Source organism: Burkholderia sp. KJ006, assembly GCF_000262695.1.
Taxonomy (GTDB): domain Bacteria; phylum Pseudomonadota; class Gammaproteobacteria; order Burkholderiales; family Burkholderiaceae; genus Burkholderia; species Burkholderia vietnamiensis.
Genome location: NC_017920.1, coordinates 3,075,778 through 3,088,927, shown reverse-complemented (window position 1 = coordinate 3,088,927; position 13,150 = coordinate 3,075,778). Strand labels below are relative to the sequence as shown.

Here is a 13,150-nt window from a genome sequence, read left to right as displayed (position 1 = left end):
GGGGCGCGTCGGGCGTGGGGGCGGCAGGTCATCAAGGTTCCGGTGCGGCTCAGATCGGACGCGTGTCGTCCGGGTCGACCGGGCGGCGTTGCGGCATCAGCAGCAGATGGCTCGCGATCGGCCACAGCGCGGCCTCGACGAAGCCGTCCACCAGATAGCGCCAGCCGGGGAACGCGGCGCCCATCATCAGCCGGATCACGAACGGCACCAGTTGCGCGCCGACCAGCAGCGGCGTCACGTACAGCACCTGCACGCCGATCGGCATCCACAGCACGCGCCGGTGGATCGTGATCGCACCGTACGACAGCAGCGTATAGGCGAGCGCATGCTCGCCGAGCAGCCCCGCGTCGTGCACGTCCATCAGGATGCCGAGCGCGAACGCGACGCCCATCCCGACCTTGCGCGGCTGATGGATGTTCCAGAACAGCAGCACGAGCGCGACGAAGTCGGGCACGCCGGGCAGGCGGCCCCACGGCATCAGGTTCAGCAGGAACGCGGCGGCGAGGCTGAAGACGATGAAGTACGGGTTGACCGGCTGCAGGATGTATTGCGGGCGATTCATCGCTGGGCTCCTGGTTGCCCGGCCGCGGGCTGCGCGGGCGCCGCCGGAGCCGCTGCCGCAGGCGTCGCGCCCGGTGCGGCGGCCGGCTTCGCGTTCGCGTCGGCCTTCTCCTTGTCGCCCTTCGCCGCGCCCTTCGCGCCTTTCTTGCCCTTCGCGTTCTTGTCGGTCGGCTCGGGCTCGGCCGGGCGCGGCGGGACGTCGCTGCGGTAATGCAGCACCAGCATCTCGCGCGCGCCGCGCACCGCGGCGATCGGCGCGCAGGTCACGCGCGCGAACGCGGTATCGGCGAGCTTGTCGACGCGTACGACCTTCGCGACCGGCAGGCCGGGCGGATAGACGCCGTCGAGGCCGCTCGTGACGAGCTCGTCGCCCGCGACGAGGTCCGAGCTGGTCGGCACGAAGCGCAGATCCAGCGCATCGCCCTTCGGCGTGCCGTAGATCACGCTGCGCAGGCCGGTGCGCAGCACCTGCACCGGAATCGCGAGATCGCGGTCGGTGATCAGCGTGACTTCCGCCTGCAGCGGGAACACGCGCGTGACCTGGCCGACCACGCCGTCCTCGCTGACGACCGGCGCGCCGTGCTGGATGCCCTGTTGCGAGCCTTGCCCGATGACGATCTTCTGCGTGAACGGGTCGCTCGTGTCGTACTGGATCTCGACCGGCGTCGATTGCGTCGCGATGTGCTGGCGCAGCTCGAGCACCGCGCGCAGATGGATGTTTTCCTGCGCCAGCACCGCGGCCTGGTTGGCCTGGGTGGACAGCTGCAGGTTGCGCTTGCGCAGCGCGTCGTTCTCGTGGCGCAGCGACGCGCCGGTGACCGCGATGTCGGCCGCGCCCATGAACAGGTCGCGCGGCACGAGCGCCGCGCGCTGCAACGGGTACAGCACGGTGCCGAGCACGCCGCGGACGATTTCGAGCGTGCTGAAGCGCGCGTCCGACACGAGGAGCGCGATGGCGAGGGCGACGAAGAAGATGAGCCGCGCGAGCGCAGGCGGACCTTGCTTGAAGAGAGGCGGCGGACTGTATTCCATGGTCGGCGCCGGGCGCGTGGTGATCGGTTAAATAATGCTCAGACGCGCAAACGGCGTGGCGGTTCGTTCTGAGCGAGCGATCCGGCCACGCCGCGCGTGCGTCATGTCAAACGGGACTGCCTAGGCGATCACGCGGCGATCACTCGTACGAGAAGATGCTGCCCAGCTTGTCCATGCGCTCGAGCGCCATGCCCGAGCCGCGCACGACGCAGGTGAGCGGATCTTCGGCGACGAGCACCGGCAGGCCGGTTTCTTCCGCGAGCAGGCGGTCGAGGTCGCGCAGCAGCGCGCCGCCGCCCGTCAGCATCATCCCGCGCTCGGCGATGTCGGCGCCGAGTTCCGGCGGCGTCTGCTCGAGCGCGATCTTCACCGACGACACGATCTGGTTCAGCGGGTCGGTCAGCGCTTCGAGGATTTCGTTGCTGGAGATCGTGAAGCTGCGCGGAATGCCTTCCGACAGGTTGCGGCCCTTCACTTCCATTTCCTTGACTTCAGAGCCCGGGAACGCGGAGCCGATTTCCTTCTTGATCGCCTCGGCCGTCTGCTCGCCGATCAACATCCCGTAGTTGCGGCGGATGTAGTTGACGATCGCTTCGTCGAATTTGTCGCCGCCGACGCGCACCGAGCCCTTGTAGACGATGCCGCCGAGCGAGATCACGCCGACTTCGGTCGTGCCGCCGCCGATGTCGACGACCATCGAGCCGGTGGCTTCCGACACCGGCAGGCCCGCGCCGATCGCGGCCGCCATCGGCTCCTCGATCAGGTAGACCTGCGACGCGCCCGCGCCGTGCGCGGCTTCCTTGATCGCGCGGCGCTCGACCTGGGTCGAGCCGCACGGCACGCAGATGATGATGCGCGGCGACGGCGAGAACATGCGAGACTCGTGCGCCGTCTTGATGAACTGCTTGATCATCTGCTCGGTGACGGTGAAGTCGGCGATCACGCCGTCCTTCATCGGGCGGATCGCCTCGATGTTGCCCGGCACCTTGCCGAGCATCTGCTTGGCTTCCTTGCCGACTGCCTGGATCGTCTTCTTGCCGTTGGGGCCGCCTTCCTGGCGGATCGACACCACCGACGGCTCATCGAGCACGATGCCCTTGCCGCGCATGTAGATCAGGGTGTTTGCGGTGCCGAGGTCGATCGCGAGATCGTTGGAGAAATAGCTGCGCAAAAAACCGAACATTCAGAATCCTGTTTCGCTCTGAGCCGGCCCTGGATAGCGAGCGCTGAGGGCGGCAGCGGAAAAAATAACAGCCTCGGGAAGCGTGGCGGAAGCGGCCGCCGCGGCGCACGAAGCTGCGAGTGATGTCTACCGGGAACCGCACGAAGCACGCACGGCTTGCCGAAGCGGCGAAACGGTGCGGGAAAAGGCTGGCCGGGTTTGGGTCGAACGCGTAATGATACCTTATAATTTCGCGGTATTTGAACCGAAACGGACGGTATTTTTGCCGCTTCGGTCCCGATTTTTGAGGGTGGGATCGCACCCTCCAACCCCCCGCCGCAGCGCGGTTTCAGATTGCGCTGCGCAGTCTTGTTTTTCCGGTGATCGCATGGCCCTGACCCTGACCGATGTGAAACGCATCGCGCACCTGGCGCGACTCGAAATGGCCGACGCCGACGCCGAGCACACGCTCGGCCAGCTCAATGAGTTCTTCGGCCTCGTCGAGCAGATGCAGGCGGTCGACACCGCCGGCATCGCGCCGCTCGCCCACCCGATCGAACAGATCCAGGAAGTCGCGCAGCGCCTGCGCGACGACGCCGTGACGGAAGTCGTCAATCGCGACGACAACCAGCGTCCGGCGCCGGCCGTCCAGGACGGCCTCTATCTCGTGCCGAAGGTGATCGAGTAAGCCTTCGACGACACGCGCGCCGGCGCCACGCCGCGCGCGCGACCCAGAATTCCCAGGAAAACCATTCAATGCACGCAAAAAGCCTGACCGAACTGCGCGCCGCGCTCGCCGCCAAGGAATGCTCGGCCGTCGAGCTCGCGCAGCTGTACCTGAAACGGATCGACGCGGCACGCGACCTGAACGCGTTCGTCCACGTCGACGCCGACCTCACCCTCGCGCAGGCGAAGGCCGCCGACGCCGAGCTCGCGCGCGGCGCGGGCGGCCCGCTGACCGGCGTGCCGATCGCGCACAAGGACGTGTTCGTCACGCGCGGCTGGCGCTCGACCGCCGGCTCGAAGATGCTCGAAAACTACCAGAGCCCGTTCGATGCGACCGTCGTCGCCCGCCTGCAGGCGGCCGGCATGGTCACGCTCGGCAAGACCAACATGGACGAGTTCGCGATGGGCTCGTCGAACGAAAACTCCGCGTTCGGCGCGGTGAAGAACCCGTGGGACACCCACGCGGTGCCGGGCGGCAGCTCGGGCGGCAGCTCGGCCGCCGTCGCCGCGCGCCTCGCGCCGGCCGCCACCGGCACCGACACCGGCGGCTCGATTCGCCAGCCCGCGTCGTTCGCGGGCGTGACGGGCATCAAGCCGACCTACGGCCGCGTGTCGCGTTACGGGATGATCGCGTTCGCGTCGTCGCTCGACCAGGGCGGCCCGATGGCGCAGAGCGCGTCCGACTGCGCGCTGCTGCTGAACGCGATGGCCGGCTTCGACGAGCGCGACTCGACGAGCCTCGAGCGCGACGACGAAGACTTCACGCGCCACCTCGGCCAGCCGTGGACGGCCGGCAGCGACGCGGCCAGGCCGCTCGCCGGGCTGCGCATCGGCCTGCCGAACGAGTATTTCGGCGCGGGCCTCGCCGACGACGTGCGCGCGACGATCGACGCGGCGCTCAAGCAATATGAAGCGCTCGGCGCGACGCTCGTGCCGGTGTCGCTGCCGAAGACGGAGCTGTCGATTCCCGTCTACTACGTGATCGCGCCGGCGGAAGCGTCGTCGAACCTGTCGCGGTTCGACGGCGTGCGCTTCGGCCACCGCGCCGCGCAGTACGGCGATCTGCTCGACATGTACAAGAAGTCGCGCGCCGAAGGCTTCGGCCCCGAGGTGAAGCGCCGGATCCTGGTCGGCACCTACGTGCTGTCGCACGGCTACTACGACGCCTACTACCTGCAGGCGCAGAAGATCCGCCGCATCATCGCGCAGGATTTCCAGGAAGCGTTCAAGTCCTGCGACGTGATCATGGGCCCGGCGTCGCCGACGGTCGCATGGGATCTCGGCGCGAAGGGCGACGATCCGGTGCAGATGTATCTCGCCGACATCTACACGCTGTCCGTGAGCCTCGCCGGCCTGCCCGGCATGAGCGTGCCGTGCGGCTTCGGCGCCGGCGCGAACGCGAAGCGCCCGGTCGGTCTGCAGATCATCGGCAACTATTTCAACGAAGCCCGGATGCTGCAGGTCGCCGATGCGTTCCAGCGCGCGACCGACTGGCACAAGCAAGTACCGGCAGGGGTGTAAGCATATGACTCAATGGGAAGTCGTCATCGGTCTCGAGACGCACGCGCAACTGTCGACCGTCTCGAAGATTTTCTCCGGCGCGCCGACGCAGTTCGGCGCCGAGCCGAACACGCAGGCCTGCCCGGTCGATCTGGCGCTGCCGGGCGTGCTGCCGGTGCTGAACCGCGGCGCGGTCGAGCGGGCGATCCGCTTCGGTCTCGCGATCGGCTCGACCATCGCGCCGCGCAGCATCTTCGCGCGCAAGAATTATTTCTACCCCGATCTGCCGAAGGGCTATCAGATCAGCCAGTACGAGATCCCGGTCGTCCAGGGCGGCCAGATCACGATCCAGGTGCCGGCCAATGAAAAGGCCGGCAAGCCGGCATACGAGAAGACGGTCAACCTGACCCGCGCGCATCTCGAGGAAGATGCGGGCAAGTCGCTGCATGAAGACTTCGCCGGGATGACCGGGATCGACCTGAACCGCGCGGGCACGCCGCTGCTCGAGATCGTCACCGAGCCGGAAATGCGCAGCGCGGCCGAGGCCGTCGCCTATGCGAAGGCGCTGCACGCGCTCGTCGTGTGGCTCGGCATCTGCGACGGCAACATGCAGGAAGGCTCGTTCCGCTGCGACGCGAACGTGTCGGTGCGCCCGGTCGGCCAGGAGAAGTTCGGCACGCGCGCCGAGATCAAGAACCTGAACTCGTTCCGCTTCCTCGAGGAGGCGATCAACTACGAAGTGCGACGCCAGATCGAGCTGATCGAGGACGGCGGCGAAGTCGTGCAGGAAACGCGCCTGTACGATCCGGACAAGCGCGAGACGCGCTCGATGCGCAGCAAGGAAGACGCGCACGACTACCGCTACTTCCCCGATCCCGACCTGCTGCCGCTCGTGATCGGCCAGGACTGGATCGAGCGCGTGCAGGCCGGGATGCCCGAGCTGCCGGCCGCGATCCAGCAGCGCTTCGTCGACCAGTACGGCGTGTCCGCGTACGACGCCGGCGTGCTGACGTCGAGCAAGGCGATGGCCGCGTACTTCGAGGCGGTGGTCGCGAAGGCCGGCGCGGCGAACGCGAAGATCGCCGCGAACTGGCTGATGGGCGACGTATCGTCGCAGCTGAACCGCGACGGCATCGAGATCGACGCGATTCCGGTGTCGGCCGCGCAGCTCGCGCTGGTGCTGCAGCGCATCGCCGACGGCACGATCTCGAACAAGATCGCGAAGGAAATCTTCGCGACGATCTGGGACGAGAAGGCAACCGACGAAGGCGCGGCCGACCGCATCATCGACGCGAAGGGCCTCAAGCAGATCTCCGACACCGGCGCGCTGGAGGCGATCATCGACGAGGTGCTGGCGGCGAACGCGAAATCGGTCGAGGAATTCCGCGCGGGCAAAGAGAAGGCGTTCAACGCGCTGATCGGCCAGGCGATGAAGGCGACCAAGGGCAAGGCCAATCCGCAGCAGGTCAACGAGCTGTTGAAGAAGAAGCTCGGCTGAACGTGGCCGCGCACCTGAGCCGCGTGTGACGACGGGCCGCCGCCGAACCTGTTCGGGGCGGCCCGTCGCTTTGGCGGATGCGCTATCGTGTGCGACTGACCGCGCACCGTCCAACGGAGGAACGAATGGCGAAACAACCGTCGCTCGACGATTTCCGCGTGCCGTACGGCACGCGCGACAAGGCAGCTGCCGCATTCACGCTCGACGCGTTCGATCCGGCGGCGAAGCCGTTCTCGTCGGGCTCGAAGGACACCGACCGCGAACGGCTGTCGGCCGTGTCGATCGAACTCGACACGCATCAGGAACGCCTGCACGCGCAGCACAAGAAGCGCGTGCTGCTGGTGCTGCAGGGCATGGACACCAGCGGCAAGGACGGCACCGTGCGCGCGGTGTTCCGCGAAGTCGATCCGCTCGGCCTGCGCGTCGTGCCGTTCAAGGCGCCGACGCCGATCGAGGCCGCACACGACTTCCTGTGGCGCGTGCATGCGCAGGTGCCGGCCGCGGGCGAGCTCGCGATCTTCAATCGCAGCCACTATGAAGACGTGCTGGTGCCGCGCGTGCTCGGCATGATCGACGCGAAGGAATGCGAGCGCCGCTACCGGCAGATCCGCGATTTCGAGACGATGCTGGTCGAGAGCGGCACGACGATCGTCAAGTGCTTCCTGCACATCTCGAAGGACGAGCAGCGCGCGCGGCTGCAGGCGCGCATCGACGATCCGACCAAGCACTGGAAGTTCGACATCGCCGATCTCGACGCGCGCAAGCACTGGGATGCGTATCAGTCGGCATACCGCGATGCGCTCGCCGCGACGTCGGTCGAGCATGCGCCGTGGTACGTGATCCCGGCGAACTCGAAGACGCACCGCAACGTGATGATCGCCGAGCTGCTGCTGCGCACGCTGACCGACATGAAGCTCGAATTCCCGCCGCCGAAGCCGGAGCTCGAAGGCGTGAAGATCAGCTAGCGATCCCGTCAAACCCATCGAAACGAACAGAACCACGGAACCCGACATGATGCGAGTGATTACCGCCAACCTGAACGGCATCCGCTCCGCCGCGAAGAAGGGCTTCTTCGACTGGCTCGGCGAACAGAACGCCGACTGCGTGTGCGTGCAGGAAATCAAGGTGTCGGCCGACGACCTGCCGGCCGAATTCGTCGAGCCGCACGGCTTCAAGAGCTATTTCCATCACGCGGCGAAGAAGGGCTACAGCGGTGCGGGCGTGTACAGCCGCCGTGAGCCCGACGACGTGATCATCGGCTTCGGCAGCAGCGAATTCGATCCCGAGGGGCGCTACGTCGAGGCGCGTTACGGCAAGCTGTCGGTCGTGTCGGTGTACGTGCCGTCCGGCTCGAGCGGCGAAGAGCGCCAGCAGGCGAAGTACCGCTTCATGGACGAATTCATGCCGCATCTCGCCGAGCTGAAGCAGCAGCGTGAGGTGATCCTGTGCGGCGACGTGAACATCGTCCACAAGGAAATCGACATCAAGAACTGGAAGAGCAACCAGAAGAACTCGGGCTGCCTGCCCGAGGAGCGCGCGTGGCTCACGCAGCTGTTCGACGAGGTCGGCTACGTCGACGTGTTCCGCACGCTGGACCCGCGCCCCGAGCAGTACACGTGGTGGAGCAACCGCGGCCAGGCGTACGCGAAGAACGTCGGGTGGCGCATCGACTACCAGATCGCGACGCCGGGCGTCGCGGGCACCGCGAAAAGCACGTCGATCTTCAAGGACATCAAGTTCAGCGATCACGCGCCGCTGACGGTCGATTACGACTACAAGAAGTGAGCGGCGGCATCGGCGTAACGCGCGATGCGAATTGCGCGTTACGCGGCCGTCGGGCCGTTCCGACGGTCGATGAAAAACGGGCCGCATGTCGAACGACATGCGGCCCGTTTTCGTTGCGACGCCGGTTACTGCGCGAGCGACGCCATGTCGACCACGAATCGGTACTTCACGTCGCTCTTGAGCATCCGTTCGTACGCGGCATTGATCTGCTGCATCGGGATGACCTCGATGTCCGACGTGATCCCGTGCTGCGCGCAGAAATCGAGCATCTCCTGCGTTTCGGCGATCCCGCCGATCAGCGAGCCCGCGAGACGGCGGCGCTTGAAGATCAGGTTGAACACCTGCGGCGACGGATGGTCGTGCTCGGGTGCGCCGACGAGCGTCATCGTGCCGTCGCGCTTCAGCAGGTTCAGGAACGGGTTCAGGTCGTGCTGCGCGGCGACCGTGTTGAGGATGAAGTCGAAGCTGTTCAGGTGCGCGTTCATCTGCGCTTCGTCCTTCGAGACCACCACTTCGTGCGCGCCGAGCCGCTTGCCGTCTTCGATCTTCGACGGCGACGTCGTGAACAGCACGACGTGCGCGCCCATCGCGCGCGCGAGCTTCACGCCCATGTGGCCGAGGCCGCCCAGGCCGACGATCCCGACCTTCTTGCCGGGGCCGGCGTTCCACTGGCGCAGCGGCGAATAGGTCGTGATCCCCGCGCACAGCAGCGGCGCGGCGCCGGCCGGATCGAGCGACTCGGGCACGCGCAGCACGAACGCTTCGTCGACGACGATCCGCGTCGAATAGCCGCCGTACGTGACCTCGCCCGTCACGCGGTCCTGGCCGTTGTAGGTGCCGACGAAGCCGTTCTCGCAATACTGCTCGAGGCCTTCCGCGCAACTCGGGCAGGTGCGGCACGAATCGACGAGACAGCCGACGCCGACCAGCTCGCCGACCTTGAAGCGCGAGACCTGCGGGCCGGTCGCGCTGACGCGGCCGACGATTTCATGGCCCGGCACGACCGGGTAGATCGTGTTGCGCCACTCGTTGCGGGCCTGATGAAGGTCCGAGTGGCAGACGCCGCAGTACAGCACCTCGATCTGCACGTCGAGGTCGCGCAGCGCGCGGCGCTGGAGTTCGAAAGGGGCGAGCGGCGAGCGCGCGTCGGTCGCCGCGTAAGCGTAGGTTGTGCTCATGCAATGGGCTCCTGATCCGGAAATCCGGCAAAACGGGCTGCCGCCGCGTCATGTGGCGGCGCGGCGAGACAGGCTCCCATCCTAAGGAGCGCGCCGCGCCGGCGAAATACACGAAGGTCTGGAAGATTTGCCTATTCCTCTCGAATTTGGCGCGAACGGCCGCCGGGACGCTTTCCCGGTGCTACATTGCGAGCCTGATTCTCTTGCCGGACAGGACGACGCCGATGAGCTTCCAGCCCCTTTTCGACGACTCGGGCGAGCGCGTTCGGCGCCGCATGATCGAGCTGCATGCGCGCCTCGCGCCGCACGAAGGCGACACGCTCGCGGCGCTCGACGGCGTGCGCTTCATTCGCGTGAGCCGGCCCGTGCCGCGCATGCCGGTGTTGTACGAGCCGAGCATCGTGGTCGTGTGCCAGGGCCGCAAGCTCGGCTATCTCGGCGACCGCTCGTTCGTCTACGACGCGCAGCAGTATCTGGTGCTGTCGGTGCCACTGCCGTTCGAATGCGAGACTTTCGCGAGCCCGGACGAGCCGTTTCTCGCGATCTCGATCCGCATCGATCTGGCCGTGATCGCCGAACTGGCGATCCTGCTCGACGAGACGCTCGGCGCGGCGGCGAGCGAGCCGCATGGCGTGTATTCGACCTCGCTCGACGCGCCGCTCGCCGACGCGGTGCTGCGGCTGCTCGAAGCGCTCGCGTCGCCGCACGACACGCGCGTGCTCGGGCCGGCCATCATGCGCGAGATCGCGTATCGCGTGCTGACCGGCGCGCAGGGCGACGCGATTCGCGCGGCGCTGGTCCAGCAGCATCATTTCGGACGCGTCGCGAAGGCGCTGCGGCGCATTCACGCAGACCTGAAAGCCGATCTCGACGTCGACACGCTCGCGCGCGAGGCCGGCATGAGCGTCGCGGTGTTCCACGCGCAGTTCAAGCACGTGACGGCGACTTCCCCGATGCAGTACGTGAAGGCCGCGCGCCTGCACCAGGCGCGGCTGATGATGATCCAGGACGGTTTGGGGGCGGGCGCCGCCGCCGCGCGGGTCGGCTATGCGAGCGCGTCGCAGTTCAGCCGCGAGTTCAAGCGGCTGTTCGGCCGCAGCCCCGGGGACGAGGTGCGCTCGATGCGCGACAGCGGCAGCCGGCCGGTCGAGTCGGAACTCGACGCGTAGCGCGCGGCCGGCCCGACGGATCAGCCGCCGCCGCTGGCGCTCAGCGCCGCGCGACCTTGCGCCGCTGCGCGCTGATGCCCGCGTAGTCGGGCAGCGCGTCGACGCGTGTGCCGATCGCCTTCGCATACAGCGGCATCAAGTCGGGCAGGCGGTTCAGCAGGTCCTGCCGGCGCGCGGCGCTGTACGGGTGCAGGTAGATGAAGCCCGACGTGCGGTTCGCGCGGGTCGCCGCGGCGAGCTTGTCCCACAGCGTGATCGCCGCGCGCGGATCGAAGCCCGCGCGGGCGGCGATGTCGCCGCCGATCACGTCGGCTTCGGTTTCGTCGGTCGGGTCGTAGCGCAGCGTCTGCAGACGCGCGCCCAGGTTCAGCGCCTGCGGCAGCGGATCGCCGACGCCAAACAGCGGCGGCAGCGTGGCCGCGCGCAGCGACGTCTGCGTCGTCGCGCCGAAATTGCTGCGCGCATGTTCGCGCAGCGCATGCGCGATGCCGTGCGCGAGCAGCACGCCGAGCTCGTCGTCGTTCAGGCGGATGCGGTCGAGCAGCCCGCCGTACACCAGCACCTTGCCGCCCGGCAGACACATGACGCGAATCTCGCGCGAGCGGATCGCGTTGACGTCCCATTGCCAGCTCTTCACGCGATCGTTCCACTTCACCGAATACGGCGCGAGCTTGTCGACGATCGCGCGCACGCGCTTCACGCCCGGCTGCGTCGCGGGCAGCAGGCGGTCGCCGTCGGCGGCGGTCTGGACGATCTGCGCGTATTCGCTCGCGGTGAGTTGTTCGAGCAGCGGCGACGGGATCAGCGTGCGGAACGCGATCGCGTTGCCGTAGCGCACCTGCTGCGCCGCCGGTGTGTAGGCTTTCGCGTGTGCGGCCGCGCCGCTCGGCTGAGCGGCTTCCGCGCCGGACGGTGCGACCGGCGGCGCGGCGGCGGACACGGCCGCGGGCGTCGTGGCGGGTGGGGGGCTGGCCGATGGCGCGCTGGCGTCGGCAGCATGGGCGCTGCCAGCGCCGCCCAACAGCACGAGGCCGGCGCTCAGTGCGGCGGCGACCCGATGCCGACGCTCACTGCGCACGGCTCGCCTCGCCGTTGCGCGCGACGCCGTTCCACGGCGCGATCTTGAACAGCAGCAGCATGCCGGGAATCGCGAGCGCGGTGCAGACGATGAAGTAGTCGAACCAGCCGATCTTCGCGACGATGAAGCCGCTCGCGGCCGACGCGAGCGTGCGCGGCACCGATGCGAGGCTCGTGAACAGCGCGAACTGCGTGGCCGTGTAGCGCGGATCGGTCGTGCTGGCGATGTAGGCGACGAACGCGGCCATCGTCAGGCCGGTCGCGAAGGTCTCGACGCCGTAGACGATCGCGAGCGCGACCGTCATCGGGCTGAATTGCGGCGTGACCGCGATGCCGAACGTCGACAGCGCCGCGGCGATCGCGTGGCTCGTGGACAGCGTGAAGTCGTACAGCGCCGCGAGCACCGGCGAGCCCGGGCCGAGCTGCGCGAGCCATGCGAAGCCGAGCGTCGACACCATCTGCAGCGCGCCGAAGATCCACAGCCCGCGGCCGATGCCGATCTTCACGAGCCAGACGCCGCCGACGATGCCGCCGGCGACGCTCGCGACCAGCGCGGTGGTTTTCGCGACGATGCCGATCTCGGTGCGCGTGAAGCCGATGTCGAGGAAGAACGACGTCGACAGCGTGGTGGCCATCGTGTCGCCGATCTTGAACAGGAAGATGAACGCGATGACGAGCAGCGCGCCGGACCAGCCGTCGCGCTGGATGAATTCGCGAAACGGCAGCACGATCGCGTCGCGCAGATTGCGCGGCGGCGTGCCGGCCACTTCGGGCTCGCGCACGACCAGCGTCATCAGGATGCCCGGCAGCATGAACACGCCGGTGATCGCGAACACGGCATCCCACGGCAGGTGGTCGGACAGGATCAGTGCAAGCGAGCCGGGGATCAGCGCGGCGAGCTTGTATGCGTTCACGTGCACCGCGTTGCCGAGGCCCTGTTCGGTGTCGCGCAGCAGCTCGCGGCGATACGCGTCGATCACGATGTCGGCGCTCGCGCCGAAGAACGCGACGAGCGTCGTGAGCGCGGCGACCGTCCAGATCGAGTCGCGCGGCGACACGAAGCCGAGCGTGGCGATCGCGCCGGCGACCAGCAGCTGCGTGAGCAGCAGCCAGCCGCGCCGGCGGCCCGGCCGCCAGCCGGGCAGGCGCGGCACGTAGCGATCCATCAGCGGCGCCCACAGGAACTTCCACGTATAGGGGAACTGGATCAGCGCGAACAGGCCGATCTCCTTCAGGTTCACGCCCTCGGAGCGCAGCCATGCCTGCACGAGGTAGACGAGCGTGAAGAGCGGCAGCCCGGACGTGAAGCCGAGGAACACGCAGATCAGCATGTGCGTGTTCAGATAGGCGCGCCAGCCGGGATGATCCTCGTGAGCGGTAAGGGCGGGCGCCTCGTGTGGCGTTTTCGACATGGACTGGGACTGGGTAGCGTTGACTGATTGCGGCCGCGGCGCAGGCGGCG

Annotated in this window: 12 protein-coding genes; 6 read left to right on the top strand and 6 right to left on the bottom strand. The window is 67.7% G+C overall.

Annotated elements, in window-relative coordinates; genetic code table 11:
• Positions 1 to 49: 49 nt before the first annotated feature.
• The 3 genes from mreD to MYA_RS13935 all read right to left on the bottom strand — a co-directional run bounded on the left by mreD (position 50) and on the right by MYA_RS13935 (position 2,776).
• Positions 50 to 562 carry a rod shape-determining protein MreD gene (mreD, locus tag MYA_RS13945; protein WP_011886346.1) on the bottom strand — a complete coding sequence of 171 codons (513 nt, stop codon included), beginning with the start codon at positions 560 to 562 and terminating at the stop codon, positions 50 to 52.
• Positions 559 to 1,593 carry a rod shape-determining protein MreC gene (mreC, locus tag MYA_RS13940; protein WP_014723861.1) on the bottom strand — a complete coding sequence of 345 codons (1,035 nt, stop codon included), beginning with the start codon at positions 1,591 to 1,593 and terminating at the stop codon, positions 559 to 561. Before mreC ends, mreD begins: the two co-directional genes overlap by 4 nt.
• Positions 1,594 to 1,732: 139 nt before the next feature.
• Positions 1,733 to 2,776 carry a rod shape-determining protein gene (locus tag MYA_RS13935; RefSeq protein ID WP_004189550.1) on the bottom strand — a complete coding sequence of 348 codons (1,044 nt, stop codon included), beginning with the start codon at positions 2,774 to 2,776 and terminating at the stop codon, positions 1,733 to 1,735.
• Between the two features lie 367 nt (positions 2,777 to 3,143).
• On the opposite strand from MYA_RS13935, the gene gatC reads away from it, so the two are divergent.
• From gatC to MYA_RS13910, 5 genes are all read left to right on the top strand, one after another.
• Entirely contained in the window at positions 3,144 to 3,443 is a 300-nt protein-coding gene (gene gatC / locus MYA_RS13930; protein WP_006407213.1) for an Asp-tRNA(Asn)/Glu-tRNA(Gln) amidotransferase subunit GatC, read from the top strand.
• 68 nt (positions 3,444 to 3,511) lie between these two features.
• Entirely contained in the window at positions 3,512 to 5,002 is a 1,491-nt protein-coding gene (gene gatA / locus MYA_RS13925; protein ID WP_011886344.1) for an Asp-tRNA(Asn)/Glu-tRNA(Gln) amidotransferase subunit GatA, read from the top strand.
• A gap of 4 nt (positions 5,003 to 5,006) precedes the next feature.
• Complete coding sequence (gatB, locus tag MYA_RS13920) at positions 5,007 to 6,479, top strand: Asp-tRNA(Asn)/Glu-tRNA(Gln) amidotransferase subunit GatB (RefSeq protein ID WP_014723858.1); 1,473 nt, start codon at positions 5,007 to 5,009, stop codon at positions 6,477 to 6,479.
• Between the two features lie 125 nt (positions 6,480 to 6,604).
• Positions 6,605 to 7,444: a polyphosphate kinase 2 family protein gene (locus MYA_RS13915; RefSeq protein WP_011886342.1), complete on the top strand. Its 840-nt coding sequence runs from the start codon at positions 6,605 to 6,607 to the stop codon at positions 7,442 to 7,444.
• 46 nt (positions 7,445 to 7,490) lie between these two features.
• Positions 7,491 to 8,264, top strand: a complete 774-nt coding sequence (locus tag MYA_RS13910) for an exodeoxyribonuclease III (RefSeq protein ID WP_011886341.1) — start codon at positions 7,491 to 7,493, stop codon at positions 8,262 to 8,264.
• A 125-nt stretch (positions 8,265 to 8,389) separates the two neighbouring features.
• Here the strand turns inward: MYA_RS13910 and MYA_RS13905 are convergent, their stop codons facing one another.
• A complete protein-coding gene (locus MYA_RS13905; RefSeq protein WP_011886340.1) occupies positions 8,390 to 9,442 on the bottom strand; it encodes an NAD(P)-dependent alcohol dehydrogenase in 1,053 nt (350 codons plus the stop codon).
• Between the two features lie 224 nt (positions 9,443 to 9,666).
• Between MYA_RS13905 and MYA_RS13900 the strand changes: the two genes are divergently transcribed.
• Positions 9,667 to 10,611 (top strand): AraC family transcriptional regulator, encoded by a 945-nt coding sequence (locus MYA_RS13900; RefSeq protein WP_014723857.1) that lies wholly within the window; start codon positions 9,667 to 9,669, stop codon positions 10,609 to 10,611.
• 40 nt (positions 10,612 to 10,651) lie between these two features.
• Here the strand turns inward: MYA_RS13900 and MYA_RS13895 are convergent, their stop codons facing one another.
• Positions 10,652 to 11,689 (bottom strand): M48 family metallopeptidase, encoded by a 1,038-nt coding sequence (locus MYA_RS13895; RefSeq protein WP_041493917.1) that lies wholly within the window; start codon positions 11,687 to 11,689, stop codon positions 10,652 to 10,654.
• Positions 11,679 to 13,100: an AmpG family muropeptide MFS transporter gene (locus MYA_RS13890; RefSeq protein ID WP_014723855.1), complete on the bottom strand. Its 1,422-nt coding sequence runs from the start codon at positions 13,098 to 13,100 to the stop codon at positions 11,679 to 11,681. Before MYA_RS13890 ends, MYA_RS13895 begins: the two co-directional genes overlap by 11 nt.
• Between the last annotated feature and the right edge of the window lie 50 nt (positions 13,101 to 13,150).

Bases quoted from the DNA above. Each gene is read 5' to 3' on its own strand.
- MYA_RS13905 (WP_011886340.1), bottom strand. From the start codon at position 9,442: ATGAGCACAACCTACGCTTACGCGGCGACCGACGCGCGCTCGCCGCTC.
- MYA_RS13900 (WP_014723857.1), top strand. From the start codon at position 9,667: ATGAGCTTCCAGCCCCTTTTCGACGACTCGGGCGAGCGCGTTCGGCGC.
- gatA (WP_011886344.1), top strand. From the start codon at position 3,512: ATGCACGCAAAAAGCCTGACCGAACTGCGCGCCGCGCTCGCCGCCAAG.
- MYA_RS13935 (WP_004189550.1), bottom strand. From the start codon at position 2,776: ATGTTCGGTTTTTTGCGCAGCTATTTCTCCAACGATCTCGCGATCGAC.
- MYA_RS13890 (WP_014723855.1), bottom strand. From the start codon at position 13,100: ATGTCGAAAACGCCACACGAGGCGCCCGCCCTTACCGCTCACGAGGAT.
- gatB (WP_014723858.1), top strand. From the start codon at position 5,007: ATGACTCAATGGGAAGTCGTCATCGGTCTCGAGACGCACGCGCAACTG.
- mreD (WP_011886346.1), bottom strand. From the start codon at position 562: ATGAATCGCCCGCAATACATCCTGCAGCCGGTCAACCCGTACTTCATC.
- mreC (WP_014723861.1), bottom strand. From the start codon at position 1,593: ATGGAATACAGTCCGCCGCCTCTCTTCAAGCAAGGTCCGCCTGCGCTC.
- MYA_RS13915 (WP_011886342.1), top strand. From the start codon at position 6,605: ATGGCGAAACAACCGTCGCTCGACGATTTCCGCGTGCCGTACGGCACG.
- MYA_RS13910 (WP_011886341.1), top strand. From the start codon at position 7,491: ATGATGCGAGTGATTACCGCCAACCTGAACGGCATCCGCTCCGCCGCG.
- gatC (WP_006407213.1), top strand. From the start codon at position 3,144: ATGGCCCTGACCCTGACCGATGTGAAACGCATCGCGCACCTGGCGCGA.